The organism is Vagococcus zengguangii (assembly GCF_005145005.1).
GTDB classification, from domain to species: Bacteria; Bacillota; Bacilli; order Lactobacillales; family Vagococcaceae; genus Vagococcus_A; species Vagococcus_A zengguangii.
In genome coordinates this window covers 1,476,937-1,494,436 of sequence record NZ_CP039712.1, presented here as the reverse complement: position 1 = coordinate 1,494,436, position 17,500 = coordinate 1,476,937, and the positions used below count along the sequence as shown (strand labels likewise).

General features: G+C 32.6%; 16 protein-coding genes, 1 pseudogene and 1 other annotated feature (1 of these 18 cut by a window edge). Of the genes and pseudogenes, 12 read left to right on the top strand and 5 right to left on the bottom strand.

Translation table 11 applies throughout. The features are described from left to right. Positions 1-206 (top strand) — a binding site (T-box leader); it begins 1 nt to the left of the window's first position. A 56-nt stretch (positions 207-262) separates the two neighbouring features. The 3 genes from leuS (at position 263) to FA707_RS07025 (ending at position 3,945) form a co-directional block, all read left to right on the top strand. Then, the gene (gene leuS, locus FA707_RS07035; RefSeq protein WP_136953557.1) at positions 263-2,677 is read left to right on the top strand and encodes a leucine--tRNA ligase; all 2,415 of its coding nucleotides are present in this window, start codon (positions 263-265) and stop codon (positions 2,675-2,677) included. A gap of 355 nt (positions 2,678-3,032) precedes the next feature. Beyond that, positions 3,033-3,479: a YaiI/YqxD family protein gene (locus FA707_RS07030; protein ID WP_136953556.1), complete on the top strand. Its 447-nt coding sequence runs from the start codon at positions 3,033-3,035 to the stop codon at positions 3,477-3,479. A gap of 1 nt (position 3,480) precedes the next feature. Beyond that, positions 3,481-3,945, top strand: a complete 465-nt coding sequence (locus FA707_RS07025) for a low molecular weight protein-tyrosine-phosphatase (RefSeq protein ID WP_136953555.1) — start codon at positions 3,481-3,483, stop codon at positions 3,943-3,945. A 634-nt stretch (positions 3,946-4,579) separates the two neighbouring features. On the opposite strand, the pseudogene FA707_RS10620 reads toward FA707_RS07025, so the two are convergent. Further along, positions 4,580-5,020 (bottom strand): annotated as a pseudogene (locus FA707_RS10620) (glucosaminidase domain-containing protein); the annotation flags it as partial. A gap of 422 nt (positions 5,021-5,442) precedes the next feature. Here FA707_RS10620 and lepB (FA707_RS07015) point away from each other — a divergent pair. The 6 genes from lepB (FA707_RS07015) (at position 5,443) to lepB (FA707_RS06990) (ending at position 11,063) form a co-directional block, all read left to right on the top strand. Next, positions 5,443-5,946 carry a signal peptidase I gene (lepB, locus tag FA707_RS07015; protein ID WP_136953553.1) on the top strand — a complete coding sequence of 168 codons (504 nt, stop codon included), beginning with the start codon at positions 5,443-5,445 and terminating at the stop codon, positions 5,944-5,946. Between the two features lie 21 nt (positions 5,947-5,967). Next, complete coding sequence (locus FA707_RS07010) at positions 5,968-6,690, top strand: hypothetical protein (RefSeq protein WP_136953552.1); 723 nt, start codon at positions 5,968-5,970, stop codon at positions 6,688-6,690. A gap of 1 nt (position 6,691) precedes the next feature. Next, complete coding sequence (locus FA707_RS07005; RefSeq protein ID WP_136953551.1) at positions 6,692-7,198, top strand: hypothetical protein; 507 nt, start codon at positions 6,692-6,694, stop codon at positions 7,196-7,198. Beyond that, a complete protein-coding gene (locus FA707_RS07000; protein ID WP_136953550.1) occupies positions 7,188-8,147 on the top strand; it encodes a coiled-coil domain-containing protein in 960 nt (319 codons plus the stop codon). Before FA707_RS07005 ends, FA707_RS07000 begins: the two co-directional genes overlap by 11 nt. A 106-nt stretch (positions 8,148-8,253) precedes the next feature. Next, positions 8,254-10,314, top strand: a complete 2,061-nt coding sequence (locus FA707_RS06995; RefSeq protein WP_246032311.1) for a glucosaminidase domain-containing protein — start codon at positions 8,254-8,256, stop codon at positions 10,312-10,314. Positions 10,315-10,538: 224 nt separating this feature from the next. Next, positions 10,539-11,063, top strand: coding sequence for a signal peptidase I (gene lepB, locus FA707_RS06990; protein ID WP_136953549.1), 525 nt, complete (start codon positions 10,539-10,541; stop codon positions 11,061-11,063). A gap of 281 nt (positions 11,064-11,344) precedes the next feature. Here the strand turns inward: lepB (FA707_RS06990) and FA707_RS10585 are convergent, their stop codons facing one another. The 4 genes from FA707_RS10585 to FA707_RS06975 all read right to left on the bottom strand — a co-directional run bounded on the left by FA707_RS10585 (position 11,345) and on the right by FA707_RS06975 (position 15,158). Continuing rightward, positions 11,345-11,470, bottom strand: a complete 126-nt coding sequence (locus FA707_RS10585) for a hypothetical protein (protein ID WP_281277680.1) — start codon at positions 11,468-11,470, stop codon at positions 11,345-11,347. Between the two features lie 32 nt (positions 11,471-11,502). After that, positions 11,503-12,774, bottom strand: coding sequence for an ABC transporter permease (locus FA707_RS06985; RefSeq protein WP_136953548.1), 1,272 nt, complete (start codon positions 12,772-12,774; stop codon positions 11,503-11,505). 2 nt (positions 12,775-12,776) lie between these two features. After that, a complete protein-coding gene (locus FA707_RS06980) occupies positions 12,777-13,454 on the bottom strand; it encodes an ABC transporter ATP-binding protein (protein ID WP_136953547.1) in 678 nt (225 codons plus the stop codon). A gap of 219 nt (positions 13,455-13,673) precedes the next feature. Further along, a complete protein-coding gene (locus FA707_RS06975) occupies positions 13,674-15,158 on the bottom strand; it encodes an AcpB/EbpR/MafR family transcriptional regulator (RefSeq protein WP_136953546.1) in 1,485 nt (494 codons plus the stop codon). Between the two features lie 235 nt (positions 15,159-15,393). Here FA707_RS06975 and FA707_RS06970 point away from each other — a divergent pair, with 235 nt between their 5' ends. Genes FA707_RS06970 through FA707_RS06960 form a run of 3 tightly spaced genes read left to right on the top strand, consistent with a single transcriptional unit; the run spans position 15,394 to position 17,495 of the window. Continuing rightward, positions 15,394-16,416 carry a WxLIP family cell surface protein gene (locus FA707_RS06970; protein WP_168177368.1) on the top strand — a complete coding sequence of 341 codons (1,023 nt, stop codon included), beginning with the start codon at positions 15,394-15,396 and terminating at the stop codon, positions 16,414-16,416. 19 nt (positions 16,417-16,435) lie between these two features. Then, the gene (locus FA707_RS06965; protein ID WP_136953119.1) at positions 16,436-16,726 is read left to right on the top strand and encodes an LPXTG cell wall anchor domain-containing protein; all 291 of its coding nucleotides are present in this window, start codon (positions 16,436-16,438) and stop codon (positions 16,724-16,726) included. A 1-nt stretch (position 16,727) separates the two neighbouring features. Further along, on the top strand, positions 16,728-17,495 hold the full coding sequence (locus FA707_RS06960; RefSeq protein ID WP_246032310.1) for a WxL domain-containing protein: 768 nt from the start codon (positions 16,728-16,730) through the stop codon (positions 17,493-17,495). Positions 17,496-17,500 lie beyond the last annotated feature (5 nt).

Below are 17,500 nucleotides of genomic sequence, written 5' to 3'. Positions count from 1 at the left end.
CATCAACTGAGAAGAGGAGTATTAGAAGGTTTGTTCCTTTCAAGAGAGTGCATGGTCGCTGTGAATGCATAAAGGAATACTTCGAACTTGCCTTGGAGTTATTTCTATTAAAATAGAACGTTTTGCTTTCGTTACAAGCACGAGAGGTTTGACTATACGTCAAACGAAATTAGGTGGTACCACGTATTTGAAATGACGTCCTATAAAAGTGTTTTATTGCGCTTTTATAGGGCTTTTTTATTATATTTAGGAGGGATAGTTAATGGTTTTTAATCACCGCGAAATCGAGCAAAAATGGCAACAACATTGGGCCAAAGAACACACGTTTAAAACAACAGAAGATGACAACAAGCCTAACTTTTATGCGTTAGACATGTTCCCATATCCATCAGGTCAAGGGTTACACGTTGGGCATCCAGAAGGTTACACAGCAACTGATATCTTATCACGTCTAAAACGTGCACAGGGCTACAACGTCTTACATCCAATGGGGTGGGATGCGTTTGGTTTGCCAGCTGAGCAATATGCCTTAGATACTGGTAACGACCCAGCTGAATTTACTGAGAAAAATATTCAAACCTTTAAACGCCAAATCAATTCATTAGGCTTCAGCTATGATTGGGATCGTGAAATTAACACGACTGATCCAAACTACTATAAGTGGACACAATGGATTTTTACAAAATTATATGAAAAAGGATTAGCTTACGAATCTGAAGTCGCTGTTAACTGGTGTCCAGCACTTGGAACGGTGTTAGCCAATGAAGAAGTCATCGACGGTTTATCAGAACGTGGTGGTCATCCGGTTATTCGTAAACCAATGAAACAATGGATGTTAAAAATTACTGCTTATGCTGATCGTTTAATTGATGACTTAGAGGAAGTAGACTGGCCAGAAAGCATCAAAGAGATGCAACGTAACTGGATTGGTCGTTCAGAAGGTGCACATATTACCTTTGAAATTGATGGCACGGATAAAACATTCACTGCTTTCACAACGCGTCCTGATACATTGTTTGGGGCAACGTATGCAGTAATGGCACCAGAACTACCATTAGTTAAAGAAATTATGACCGCTGAACAAGCTGACGCAGTCGAAGCATACATCAAAGAAGCAGAGAAAAAATCTGACTTAGACCGTACCGAATTAGCAAAAGAAAAAACAGGTGTTTTCACGGGAGCTTACGCGATTAACCCAGCCAACGGCGAAAAAATGCCAATCTGGATTGCTGACTACGTGTTAGCAACTTACGGTACGGGTGCTATTATGGCGGTGCCAGCTCACGACGAACGTGACTACGAGTTTGCTAAAACATTTGGCCTATCAATTATTCCAGTTATCGAAGGTGGCAACATCGAAGAAGCTGCTCACACAGGAGAAGGCGTGCATATCAATTCTGATTTCTTAAACGGATTAGATAACGAAACAGCTATTGCTAACATGATTGATTGGTTAACAGAAAAAGGTATCGGTAAAAAAGAAGTGAACTACCGTCTACGTGACTGGTTATTCTCTCGCCAACGTTATTGGGGTGAACCAATTCCGGTGATTCATTGGGAAGATGGTACGATGACAACTGTTCCAGAAGAAGAGTTACCGTTAGCTTTACCAAAAACTACCGACATTCAACCAAGTGGAACAGGTGAATCACCACTTGCTAATATCGAAGAGTGGGTAAACGTTGTAGACCCAGTGACTGGTAAAAAAGGTCGCCGTGAAACCAATACAATGCCACAATGGGCTGGTAGCTCATGGTACTACTTACGTTACATTGATCCACACAATCATGAACAATTAGCAGATCCAGCTAAATTAGCGAAATGGTTACCAGTTGATATGTACATTGGTGGAGCAGAACATGCTGTACTTCACTTATTATATGCTCGCTTCTGGCATAAATTCCTATATGATATCGGTGTAGTCGGCACGAAAGAGCCATTCCAACGCCTATTCAACCAAGGCATGATTTTAGGAAGCAATAACGAGAAAATGTCTAAATCTAAAGGTAATGTCGTGAACCCTGATGATGTCGTTGAAAAATACGGTGCTGATACATTACGTCTTTACGAAATGTTTATGGGACCATTAGACGCGTCAATCGCCTGGAGTGAAAATGGTTTAGAAGGTTCTCGTAAATTCTTAGACCGCGTATGGCGTCTAATCGTTGATGAAAATGGCAAAATGCGCGACCGCATTACCACTAAAAATGACGGTAAATTGACAAAAGTTTACCATCAAACAGTGAAAAAAGTCACTGAAGATTACGAAATCTTACACTTTAACACAGCGATTTCACAATTAATGATCTTTGTAAACGAAGCGAATAAACAAGACGCACTTCCTTATGAATACATTAAAGGTTTCGTCCAATTACTAGCGCCAATCGCGCCTCATTTAGGTGAAGAATTATGGCAAATCCTAGGAAACGAAAGTGATATTTCTTACGTTGCATGGCCAACTTACGATGAAGCAGAATTAACTGAAGATACAGCTGAAATCGTGATCCAAATCAACGGAAAAGTGCGCGCGCGTATTGAAGTAGCGATTGATATTAACAAAGAAGACTTAGAGAAATTCGCGATTGCACATGAACAAATTGCCCCACAACTAGAAGGCAAAACGATTCGTAAAGTCATAGCTGTACCAGGCAAATTAGTCAATATTGTTGCAAATTAAAGTGCTTGTGGTCGTGTTTAGCTCCGATAAAAATGCTCAAGAGTGACAAAATATTGAAAAAATTTTGAGAGCTCTTGAAATTTTTCTGAGGAGCTGCGACCAAAAGCCGTATTAGATAAAGTGCTTAAGGGGACGGGTGACTTTTGAGCAATATGCGTGGGACGACGAAAAATGTGTAACAATTTTTGAGAGTCACAACATATTACCAAAAAAGTTGTCCCGGAAAGCCGGATTAACTAAATTACTTGAGAATTCGTTTATTTTTAAGTATTGAGTGTACATTAACTCATCAAAACAAAATTTTTAAGGATTGTGGCTATATTGTCACAATCCTTTTTTCGAAAGGAGTCGTTTTATGCGAATCATAATCGACGGCGATGCTTGTCCTGTTAAACAAGAAATCTATCAAGTTGCTCTGGAGACGAAGACGCCAGTTATCCTAGTTAGTAGCTACGATCATGTTAGCGATAAGCATCCCGAACAAGTTGAAGTAGTATATGTCGACCGCGGTGCTGACTCAGCCGATTACAAAATTATTGGTATAATTCAAGCCCATGATATTCTAGTGACGCAAGATTATGGCTTAGCCTCTCTTGCTTTACCAAAAAAAGTCCGTGTCCTTCATCATACGGGTAAAGAATATACCTATGCCAATATAGATCAACTACTCGAACAACGTCATCATTCCGCTAAACTTAGACGAAGTGGACAACGCACAAAAGGACCAAGTAAATTGACGATAGAGCAAAAAGAAATATTCAAAGCATTATTAACAAAAATTATTGCAAAAGGAGTCAGTTAACATGACTAAAATATTATTTGTTTGTTTAGGAAATATTTGTCGTTCACCTGTAGGAGAAGCAGTGATGCGCCATAAAGTTGCCCAAGCAGGACTAGCTGATCAAATTGAAGTTGCTTCACGAGCAACTAGTAATTATAACGTAGGGAAGCCTCCTTACCACAAAACAAGAGAACTACTTGATGAAAAGGGAATTGATTATTCAGGTATTACTTCTGAACAAATTAAACCGCAAGATTTTGAGACATTTGACTATATTATCGGGATGGATGAGCAAAATATTGCCAATTTAAAAGCTATGTCCCCGGTAGAATATCATGATAAAATTATGACCTGCTTATCGGTGTTACCAGAAGCAGGTCGACCAGATGTGCCGGATCCTTATTATACCGGTGAATTTGAATATACATATGAATTGATTGATCAAGCGACTGATAAGTGGTTAGAATATCTGGGTATTTATGAATAACAAAAATAACAAAAGCTTGGTGTTGAATTTTATTTTAACACCAAGCTTTTGTTATATAAGAATGAATAATTTATTAATGAACTTAGTTATGAATAATCAAATTTTGTGAAACAAAAATAATATCAGAAGATAATTTATTCCAATTTTTCAACTTTAAGACAGTTGTATTGTATTTTTTGGAGATTGAATAGAGTGTATCTCCAGCTTTCACTTTATAGTATACTTTACTAGTTGTTGAAGGATCTTGGCCAAGTGAATTAGAACAAATTTTTAATGATTGTCCGACAAAAATAATATCAGAAGATAATTTATTCCATTTTTTTAAATTAGCTACTGTTGTATTAGCTTTTTTTGAGATACTATACAAGGTATCTCCTTTTTTTACCGAATAAACCGATGTATCCAGTTGATTATCATTACTATTGGGTTTGTTAGAGTCGATGTTTTCTTGAGAGGGGGAGTTCTCTTGTGAAACAAGTAGTTTTTGACCTATATAAATAGTATCAGAAGATAATTTATTCCATATTTTAATATTAGAGACTGTTGTGTGATATTTTATCGCTATACTATATAAGGTATCACCCGAGGCAACAATATGTTCGTCATTATTAGAAGCTAAATCATTATTTTCAACACTACTCGAATCATATTTAGTTAGATTGTATTGTTCAATTATAGCGTTAAGCTTTGTACCATAAGAGGTATCTGTGGCATAACGACCTGTTAACCAAGCAGTAGCATCTTTATATGAGTGAGTATTACTTTTCCATGCTCCAGAGTAGTAATAATTGCCTGACGAAAAACTAGTAGTTTTGATTACATGTGCATTGTCTTGGAATGATTCTTTAAAGGAAGGGTATTTTCTGAATTTTGCTTCTATCCAATAAGTATTTCCTTTACCATCGTCTTCCCAAGTTAACATGCTAACAAATTTTCCATTATACTCACCCTTAATACCAAAAAGATTATGATTAGGTGATTGCCCTAATTTACTCGCACCATATCCAGTTTCTAAACAAGCTTGTGCAATCATTACAGAAGCATACAAGTCATTATTTTCCGCAACCATGGAAGCTTGAATTGCAATGCTATTAATGAATGATTGTGCAGTCTGCGATTTAGTATAGATTTGATTTGTATAATCTATTTTTTTAGATAATTCTTTTTCATCAGAATGTATAATAAAATTCTCATTAATATCAAGAATATTCCCATCAGGTGACTTGTTTATGGTGTCAGCTAATGTTAAATTGCTACCAAAAAAAAGTGGGGTAATGAGAATCGATTTTTTTAATGTATGTTTCATTTTTTTACCTCCTAAGTATAGTTTCTAAATAATAATAAACCATAAACAAAGTAACAACAGTTCAGGATCGTTTAATTTATATACGTTTTTGAACTGTTGTTACTTTGATTAAAATAGTATTCTAAATGATAGGATGCCATTATACTCTATAAAAGGAAAAGAATAGTAAGAAATAAAAAGTGGGGTTTTTCATGAAAAAAAATTTTATTTTAATAGCTCTAAGTATAACGGTTACTTGTTTGCTAATATATACCAATCTGTTTAAAATTCATTTAATTGAAGGTAAAAGCATGGAACCAACAGTACATAATAATGAGGCGGTTTTGTTAAGGAAAACAAATAAAATAAGTAGATATGTGTTAATCGGATTCGAAGATGAGTTGGCGGGTAATTTATTATTAAAGAGAGTAATTGGAATGCCTGGTGATAGTTATATTATTGCTAGTAATCAGTTAATACTAACTGAAAAAGAAGAAAATAATTTTTCTTCTGTAAGTAAATTTCAATTAGATGAGAATGTTGCAAAAGAATTATCTCATTATAATATGATTCCCGAAAATCAGTATTTTGTCGTAGGAGACAATAGAGGTATATCTAATGATAGTAGGAAATTAGGTTTCGTAAATAAAGAGGACATTGAAGGAGAAGTTATATATAGAATTTTTCCATTAAATCGCATCGGAAGAGTAAAGTAACTGTTGGGGAGGGGGATAAGCATGATTACAGCTATTCTTATTATAATTTTTTTAATAATTACATTTGTTGGAATAGTTCCAAGAGTTTTTCTTCAATTCAATCTTAATAAAATAAATAAATTAAGGCATTATCCTGAAGAATTTAAAAGAAAATTTCATAAGTATCAATTTATCCAATTACTTAATCATATAAAAATATTACTTGTAGTCGTTTTTTTCTTGTGTATCGCAGTTATTTTACTGACAAGTAAAGTTTTAAAACTGGAGATGTCTAATTCATCTTTACGTGGGGAAGTGGTAGGAATTAATGAAGAATTGGATATATCTAGACTGAATTATCAGCAATTATTAGAACAATTACCTATAAGAGAATATCCTGTTGATGGGATAGGGCTTGAAATATTATTTGAAAAAAAAATCAGTAATACAGAAGAAGTACAAAAGTTTGAATTAGATTTTTCTGATAGAATATATTCTTATTTTGGATTTGTTAAACCTTTGGTCACATATGATAAAGAGAATAAATCACTTATCATTAATTTTATTGACTCTCAAATGGATGAGATACGAAAGCAGGACGTTAGGATAAACGAAGAAAAATTGCTTGATGAATTATTTGTCCATTCCATGCTTGATGAAGTAATTATTAATTTTAATTATGAGAATCAGTTGATTAATCAAAATCGTTATAAAAGAAATGATGATTACAATCGATTTGAATTGACTAATAATAAGGAGTTATAAAATGCTAGATAAATTTTTTTCTACCAAAGCAATAATAGATAAAATTAGTTTAATGAATGAGAGACAACTTGATAAGAATTATAATTCATTAGTTAATGTCGCGATTAAGGGAAACGAGAAAAAAAGTTCGGTAGAGACAGACATATTAAAAAAAGAAATAAAGGAATTGAAGAAAGTAGTTGAAAGAAATAGGATGGAACAATTTTCTAAAGATAATGAAATGCTAAAGAATTCAAAAAATCAAAGTTTACAAATACAGGAGATGTTTGAAGATATTCAAGCATTGGAGGAATTAATAAATCATCAAAATATTAATGTTTTAAATGATCAGTTTGAAGAATCAAAAATACAGTCTTATGAGGTATCAAATGTTAATCAAAAAAAATCAACTAATAATGAATTATACGATTTAGATCGAGATATTCAAGAATTTCAGAAAATTTTATTTTCTGAAATAGAAAATTTATTTGAATATAGTGAGAAAGGAGATGAGAAAAGTGGGATATAATATAGAAAAAATTAAATTCCAAACATCAGTAAAAGGATACGCTAAGAAAGAAGTAGAGGTATATATTGAGGGGATTCTTGAAAAAATAACCAAACTTGAAAAAAGCTTAGAAGAAGTTAGTATACAAAAGTGTGAATTAGTAGAAGAAAAAAAACATTTAGAAACATTATATAGGCAAGAGCAAGAGTTAAGGAAATCTTTAGATAATGATACAAATAAATACATTCAAGAAATGCAACGAATTAAAGATGAAAATGACGAATTATTACAGAAAAATGCGAAATTAGTCAATATGAATCATGAAATGAAAAAAACACTTAGTAATTCTGATGGTATAAAAAATGAAGCCCTAGATAAAGCGCAAACTTTGATTATTCAAGGGAAAGAAAAATTAGAAAAATATGCAAAAAAAATACAGGAGGAGCTAGCTGAAACAGAAAATAAAAAAAATAAAATAATTGAAGAAGCTCAATTAAATGCAAAAAAAATAACAGAAGAATCTGAAAAAATTAAACAGAACGCCAGACAAGAAGCTAGTATTATTTCAAATAACATTATGCAAAAAGCATATGATGAAAGAGAACAATTTTTTGCTGATTTTGAAATTGAAAAGGAAACTTTTGTTTTAGAAGCCAAAAAACAGCGTGAAAAAATATACCAACAGTTAGCAAAAGAAAAAACGGCAGCTAAAGAACAACTAGATGATTTAAGAATCAAAAGAGATGAGCTAGTAAATAAAATTAATAAATCAATCTCCAGCCTGAATGAAGAATATGATATATTAAAACAACAGATTGAGGATGTAAAACAAGAGGATCGTTTATTTAGAGAGCAACTAGCCACAATGTATAGAAGAAAAATTGAAGATTTGAATCTAGAAAATATGTCAGATAATTCCAAAATACCTACTATTGATTTTTTTGAGGAATTGGAGTTTAAAGAAGATTAACTGAAATTATTAACATATTAATTAATATGCTAAATTATAGTATAACTAAAAAATAACTTGTATAATCTATACAATAAGATAATTTTATATTGGAGGGGGATATAGCTTGAAATTAAAAAACACAGCGTTGATTGCTTTAACAATCTTTGCTTTCTCAGAAGTAACAAGTATAGTATCAGAAATATCTCAGAGTAAGCCATTAAAAGCAGATGAAATAGGTGAAAGTCAAACTTCAGATAGTAATTCACAAGTGTTACCTGGAAATACTGTAGACTCTACAGATCCGGTGGTAGAAGAAACATTTCCTACTATAGAACAATCAACAACTGAAACAAGTATAGAAGTAGAAACTGAAACAACAGATTCAAGTGAAGTACCAGAAGAGTCATCGACATCAGAAGAATCTGCTGAATCAACAACTGAAACAAGTATAGAAGTAGAAACTGAAACAACAGATTCAAGTGAAGTAACGACAGACTCAAGTCAAGAAAACAGTGAGTCAACAACAGAGTCAAGTACGACACCTTCCAAAGACCCTGAAACGTCGGAAAGTAAACCTGCAACGTCAAAACCAGATAAAGAATCAAAACCTGCTAAAAAACCAGTTGACACATCAAAACCTAAAGAGGAAGTAAAACCAAGTGACAATCGTGTGGTAGTAGAACGTCCAACGTCAAATGCTATTATTGATTTAGGTGAAGCAACGAAAGATTTTACTACTTCTAATCTGTTAAATTATCGTTTGCCTTTATTATCAGAATTAAAATCAGATGAAGAAGCAGTGTTAATTTATGGTGGTTTACTCTTAGTTGGTAAAGATCGTTTTGAAGAAGAAACAACCAAAGACAAAAAAAATAAAGAACAAAAAGTTGACCCCATTACGTCAAAAGGTTTAATGACATGGTTAGGTAAGAAGTATTTTAATCAAGATTTATTAAGCGATAACGCTAAAAAAATCACAGATAAAGAGACGATTAAAATAGGGGATGTCGTTGTTTGGACAAACTACTTAGATCAAACACAATACGGTCTCTATATTGGCGATGATATCTTGATTACTGTTGAAAATGTTGGCGACGATCAATATGAAGTTGTGACTCAATATTATATCGAAAATGATGATCAAACGATTTATCGTAATGGAAGCTTAGCCTTAAATAAAGAAGGTCAAAGCTTGTTGAAACAATATCCTGCGTCAATGAACTTCCAAACGAATCCATTGACGAAGAAATTTATTGAATTAATCGGTGAAGGCGCTCGTGAACTAGGTCTTAAATACGATGTGTTTGCCTCAGTGATGATTGCCCAAGCATTATTAGAAAGTGCTTCAGGTACAAGTGGTTTAGCTCAAGCACCAAATCATAATTTATTTGGTATTAAAGGCCAATATAAAAATCAAAGTGTGTCGATGTCGACTAGTGAAGATGACGGCAAAGGGAATCTTTACACCATTCAATCGGCCTTTAGAAAATACCCGAGTTATCAAGAGTCATTGAAAGACTATGTTTCACTAATAAAAAATGGTACTGCGTGGAAAGATGATTTTTATAAAGAAACTTGGCGTTCAGAAGCTAACAACTATATTACAGCTGCTCAAAGCTTAACTGGGAAGTACGCGACAGATACACAATATGATAAGAAGATTGTGAGTTTGATTGCAGCTTATGATTTAACGCAATATGATGAGCCGAAATTAGATACAACCGTTGCAGGCAAGACATCAGGTATTTTAACCTCAAGAGCTGCAATCCCTAAAGAATATCGTGAGTTAATGAAATTCCCAGATTATAACCAAAAGAATTACAACACATCAGGTTCTTATCCGGTTGGTCAATGTACGTGGTATGCGTATAACCGTGTCGCTCAATTAGGTATGGTCGTTGATGATTATATGGGTAACGGTGGTGAATGGGGTGCTAAAGGCGCACGCTTAGGTTATAAAGTAACAAGCACACCAAAAGCAGGCTATCTAGTGTCATTCTTACCAGGTGTGGCAGGTTCAAGTAGCCAATACGGCCATGTGGCATTCGTTGAAGCTGTAACAAAAGATGGTATCTTAATTTCAGAAGGCAATGTTGTTGGCGGAACACGCGTCTCTTATCGTATCATTTCTAATGATATTGCACGTTCTAGTCAAGTAAACTACATTGTAGCAAAACAAAAATAAAAGCTTACAGCGCCTTGATTGATAACTCAACTTGAGTTCAATCAAGGCGCTATTTTATTACTTTCATAAAACTTTACAATAAATCTTAGTTTATATTATAATATTGTTAAATAAAATCCATCTAATTTATATTAGTTTGTATGATTAATTAAAGCCAGTGAAATTTCATTGGCTTTTTAAATTAATTAAGTTTATTTAATTTAAGCATAATATTGGAGGGACTTATGCAACAGTTGAAATTGCTTAAGACTGGATTGAAAATTATTTTTTGTCTGCTATTAGTAGCGTGGTTATTAGTGAGGTTTTTTATTAGTCCGGCTTTTCATATGATTTCAGGTAAATCTATGAATCCTATATTAAATAACGGTGACTATGTGTTAACTACTAAAGTTGAAGAAATAAATAGATACAGTATCATTGTAATAAAAGAAAAAAAATCGGAAGAATTGCTTGTTAAACGTGTCATTGGTATACCTGGAGATACAGTAAGTGTCTCAGGAAATAATGTATCTATTGGAAATCAGAAAAGTGGAGACTCAAGTTTTACATACAATTTTCAAGTTACACATGATGTAATATCTCAACTAGAATTAAATAACAAAATACCCCAGAATAACTTTTTTGTTATCGGAGATAATCTGAAATATTCACGTGATAGCAGGATATTTGGTTTGATTGAAGAGTCGCAAATACTAGAACAAGTGAAATGGAAAATTTGGCCAATCGCGGATTTTCAAAGAGTGGATTAAATTAATAATAATGTTTTTTATTTTCTTAGTTATTATTAAAGAACATGGTAAGAACAGACCACCAATTGTTACTAGTATTAAGCTAGCAACACTATTAATCCAAGAAGTTTCTACTAAATGGAATGCTGTGACAATCATTAATATAATAGGAGATAAAATAAAGAGATTGAATTGTTTTCATTTTATGTCTACCTTCTTTCTCAAGTCTTACTATTTTTTTGCTTGTTCTATATATAAAATGAGTGATAGTTTTTTACTATCACTCATTTTATATTTTATCATTATTTAGATACGCTAATCCCTGGTTTTTTGTCGCCTTGTTTTTCAATAGAAATCCCATTTTTACAAGCTGATAAACTCAGAAGACATACTATCATAAGCAAGCTTAAGAATCCTTTTTTCTTCACATCGATTCCTCCTTTATTCAAAAATTTATAAATTATTCATACCTTAATGCTGTAATTGGATCTAATTTAGCCGCACGTTTGGCTGGAAGTGTTCCGGCTAAAAATGAAATTAATACGATAACTAAAACGATAAGACTGATAGATGTAGAGTTAAACTGAATTAAACTTAAATTTTCAAATCCTTGAATAAATGATTTAGCCGCTACCTTGTTAATAATTACAGAACTTCCAAATGCTCCCAATATTCCCAAAAGCGCTCCAATTAATCCAATAAGTACTGATTCAATGGTAAAACTTAAAAATAATTTACCATTACTCATTCCCATTGCTTTCATTAGACCAATTTCACGTGTTCTATCTTGAACAGACATATACAGTGTGTTGATAATACCAAAACTTGCTGCTAGAAGAGAAATGGCCCCGAAAATAATTAAAACTGATGTAATAGCGTTGACAGCTGTTGAAACAGTGCCAATCATGTCTTCAAAAGTCTGTCCTTTATATCCTAATTTATCTAAGTCTGTTTTAATTGATTCTATATTTTCAGAGGTAGGATCCTTAATAGTAGCGACCATTGAGTAGTATTGGTTTTTTAGACTCTCTGGTAAACCTTTGTGATTTATATTAAGAATTTGCTGAGATAGGTGTTTATTGACAGTAGGCTGTACCCCCAATATGCTATTAGGTGCTAAAACCCCTACAACAGTCGCTTCGATAGTTATTCTTTCATCAGAAGCTTGAGGCGAAACATTTAGTTTTACCGTTTTATTCAATATTTCTTTATTAGATTGGTAGCCTAATGATTTAACATAGTCGGTTGTTAAAAGCACTTCATTTTCGTTTTTATTATTATTTAGTTGTTTCCCAGATTCGAGTGTATAAGATGTCCCATCATCAATGCTGGCAGGGAGTTCGAATTTCTTATTATTAATTCCTTCTATATAGTTGATAGCAATTGATTCACTAGGTGAAACATCTGAAAACCATTTTAATTTTTTTACTTTTTCAACATCTTTTTTTGTTAATACATAATCATCAGTAGCGTTAGTGTTATCTTCATTGTATTCCTTTGGAGAAGAGTCCAACATCGCATCAGTATCCACTTTTTTCTGTATCTGCAGTAAGTTATTTCTATCTACAGACTTTACTTGTGTATTGATAAAATTATTAACCCCAGTGTTAATCCCTGCAGTCAGAGATATCGTAAAAGCTCCGATAAAGATAGCAATAATTGTAAGGAATGTTCTGCCTTTATTCCTTTTTAAATTTTGATTGGCTGTTTTAATAATATCGCGTATTTTCATGATTAGTTTTCCTCCACAATATAACCATCTTTAATATGTATTTGTCTATCACATTTATTCGCTAGTTCAGGGTCATGAGTCACGACGATTAGAGTGATTCCTTTTTCTCTATTTAAGTTGAAAAGTAGTTCCTCAATTTTTTCTCCTGTTTTAGAGTCAAGGTTTCCGGTGGGCTCATCAGCAAAAATAATATCTGGTTCATTTACTATAGCTCTGGCAATACAAACTCGTTGTTTTTGACCACCCGATAAATCATTAGCGTTATTTTGTGCTTTATCATCAAGTTCAACAGATTTTAAAGCATTCATCACTCTTCTTTTTCTTTCTTTGTTATTTAGTCCGTTAATTTTTAACGGTAACATGACATTATCTAATACAGTATCTTTAGGATTAATAAAAAACTGTTGAAAGACAAACCCAAACGTTTCGTTTCGTAGATGATTTAATACTTTTTTGTTGATGTCCTTAACATTTTGACCCAACAACTCAATTTCTCCGGATGTTGGTTTATCAAGTAAAGCTAAGATGTGCATAAGCGTTGATTTTCCAGAACCACTTTTGCCGATTATAGCAATTGATTCTCCCTTTTTGATTGATAGGCTGACCCCTTTGAGTGCTTTAAACGTATTTTTTCCAATTTTGTATTCTTTTTCTACATTCTTGACCGTTAATACAGACATAATGACCTCCGTTATTTATAATCGATTATTTTTTGAACAACTGTGAATTTAGTATATACCTTCGTATTAATTTTGTATCTCAGTCTTTAGTCTTAAATGAGGTAATACAATAGTCTGATATTTAATTTTTTGAATAAAAAGATATCCAATATACTGAGTTAATCAGAAATATTGGATATCTTTTTACGATTAATGTAATACTTAATTATTAAATGATCATTATAGAGGTTTGATTAGTTCGTTTGCTCGTTCATACATCTCATCGGACATGCGATTAAATTTTTCTTTTGTTATTTTATCGTTCATTTGTTTGATTTTTTCGTTGTCTGTTTTTGACAAGAAGTGTGAGACAGTAATAATATTTTCGAATGAAGGAAAATCATCAAAAAAGTGATTAGTTATGATAATATCATAATTTCTAAAAAATACATCAATGTTTTCGAATGAATGTTCTCCTGTTAATATACTAATTTCGTTTTTACCGGATAATGTTAATTCAAGTTTATTTTTGATATACAGATTAAATGTGGGATCAAAATTAAAATAAATCAATATTTTTGTAGGTTCTATATTTTTCATAAAGCTTGATAGTAGTTGATCTGTTTCAACAATCATTGTAAAAAATAGCATATACATACTATTTTGGGAAGCATTTGGGAAATTCTTTTCAAAAATCAATTTAAAGATACTATTCATCTTTTCTATAAAAAAATCATTGTGATAAAAAAACTTTTCATAATAATTATTTGCAGTATGATAGTGGTCTGGCATAGAGAGATAACCAAAAACTATTTCATGTATTTTTTTTGTTATTATATTTTTGTTTTCTTCTGAATAAGAGTATAAAAAAATATATTCAATTTCCTCAATAAAATTATGTATTTGATTAGTAAAAGAATCGGTAGAATTTAATGCTTTGATTGGTGTATAGAAGCCATCAGATAATAAAAAATAAAAAATTTTACATAAAGGAACTCCTTTATAGTGATTACTCTCAACATTAGGATAATCCAAAGAAATAGAATCGATCAGTGCTTTTCTTTCTTCTACTATTTTAGAAGGTGTCGAAATAGTATGCCCGTTCAATTCTCTTTGAAGAGCGACTAACGAAAATAATTGATAGTTAAGTAGATCTTGTTGAGAATAAGGCAATCCAAATATACTATGAAATTGTTTATAAAAATCTTTAATAAAATCTAAATCTTCTTTCTTGAACGGTAAATTCTCTAGACCATACATCTCCTTAATAATAATAATGAAAAAATGTCGAAGTTTGGTCTCATCTCCGTTTACCCGTAAAGGTTTTGTGGATATTTTGAAGTTAAGAGGAGTTAGATTCAGATTAATATCTTTCATGGTTCGTTTAACGGTCGACTCACTCACAAATAAAGCTTCAGATAATGATGAAATGGTATAAGTTTCATTAAAAAAAATTTTAATTAACAAATTATATTCAAAGGAATTTTGCAAAATTTTGGCAATACATGAATCTGAAGAATGGTGTCGAGATAAGCATAAGGATAATTCTTTAGTTGTTAAAATAAAATAGGATGGATAGATAATTTTATCTAGTTCATTGACAAAGCGTTCTAACGTGGGAAAAGAAATTTTATATTTTTTTAGTAGATAATCAATAGATACAGCTTGAATATGTGTTTCATTAATTAAATCTACAAATTTTTGCGTACGGCTAGGTAATAGCATATGAACCCCCTTAATCACTGTAATATCAACATTTAAAAGTAAAACATAAAATCATAAAAAAGTCCAACAGTTCAAAAACATTTATAAAAACATTTTTTTTGAACTGTTACTCTTCGTTATTTTTAGTTAAGATGGTATAGGACTAAAGGTGACTTGTTAGAAGTCACATAATTTTTTAGTTCTTACCGACAATCTTTTGCGAATGAAAAACTTGCGAATTAATTTTAAAGGAGAGATGAAATTAGTGAAAAAAACTTTTTTATTAATTGTTGCATTATTTAGTTCAGCTGTCATGGGCAGTCAAATGGTGAAAGCCTCAGAACTGAATTTTAGTGTTGATACTATATTACCAGAAAATCAAAGAGAAGGTAGTACTTATTTCGATTTGATAATGGAACCAAATCAAGAACAAGAGATCGTTACCAAAATACGTAATCACACCGATAAAGAAATAGAGGTAGAGGCAACGGTAGAACCAGCAACTACAAATGTTAACGGTGTAGTGGACTACAGTAAGACGGAAACAAACGTCGATGATACAGCACCTATAACTATCAAAGAGATTGCTAAGGCTGATAAAGAAACAGTCAAAATTAAAGCCAATCAAACATATGACTACAAAGTTAAGATTACGATGCCAGATATAGCGTTTGATGGTGTAATAGCTGGAGGATTGACTTTTAAAGAAGTTGATGATGATAGTAAAGCAAATGAATCTGAAGAACAAGGGATGGCTATTGAGAATAAATTTGCTTATTCAGTGGCGTTATTAGTTAGACAAAATGAAACATCTTTAGCTTCTGATTTGAAATTACTTGATGTTCGTGTAGATCAATTAAATGCTCGAAATGTTATTTACTCAGATTTACAAAATCCTGTCGCAAAATATTTGAACCAGTTAAATGTTGAAGCAAAGGTAACTAAAAAAGATAAGACCGAAGTCATCTACGAAACGTCTAATCAATCGATGCAAATGGCTCCAAATACGACAATGGCTTATCCAATTAGACTTGAGGGCGAAAAATTGCAACCTGGTAAATATACGATGCATATAACAGCAACGTCAGGTGAGGATAAATGGGAGTTGGAAAAAGACTTCGAAATCACAGCTGAAAAAGCACGTGAACTAAACAAAAAAGACGTGTCAATTGAAGAAGATAACTCAATGTTATACATCTACATAGGAATTGCTGTTCTAGCGTTGTTAATGATCATTATTATTGTTCTGCTTGCTAAAAAGAAAAAAAATAACGACTAAACAAGGGGGATGAGAAACAATGAAATACATTAACAAGCTTACATTAGCCTTAATGTTGTTTATGATATTAGCACCCTCGGTGAAGGCAGAAGAAAGTGAATATGGTTCTAAAGGACAAGTAACGTTTACAGGTGAGTATCAAGTAGACAATGGTCCGGATGAAGAAAAACCACATCATTTGCCACAAACAGGTCAACCACATTATTTGCCACAAACAGGTGAGCAAACACATGCTTATCAATTTATGGGCATCAATCTGGTTGTTATCTCTTTCTTTGGGTATTTAAGATATAAACAGAAGGAGGTGTGATATGAAAAAAATCAACTTAATGCTCATTATCTTCAGTTTTGTTCTGTTTGAAAGTTTAGAAGTGAACGCTGAAGAAAGCACCTATTCAAAAACCGGTGAAATAGAATTCATACCTGGTGATAGTGTTAGACCTCCAATTGATCCAGTAGACCCTGATCCTGATCAACCTGTTGACCCATGGGATCCAACTAGTCCAGATGGCAAACCCGCCCCTGGCACACAAGGTCCGTTATCTATCGATTATGCTTCGAGTTTTGATTTTGGAACGAACGAAATTGATAATAAAGACCGAATTTATTATGCTAACCCACAGTATTATTTTGATACTCAAGTTGGTGAGATAAACAAAAAAATATTCACCCCTAACTATGTTCAAGTTTCTGATATGCGTGGCACGAATACTGGTTGGCGCTTAACGGTCAAACAATTGTATCAGTTTAGAAACGACGAGACAAAAAATAGTGAATTAATAGGCGCTCAGGTGAAATTGAATGATAGCGAAGCCATTTCATATATTGAACAAACTGATCAGACACCGTTGTCTGGTGATGTATCAATTGTACCAGGTGAAAGCTTCGTCGTGATGCAAGCAAACAAAGGAGCAGGCGCTCAAACATGGATTAACAGATGGAGTAAAGTGGAAACTATCCCGTCTGGCGAAGTGAAAAATACTAGTGTTCAACTGTTTATTCCAGGTTCAACACCAAAAGATGCCGTTACCTATAAAACCGAATTCATCTGGACATTGTCAGATAGTCCAGCAAATTAACAAGA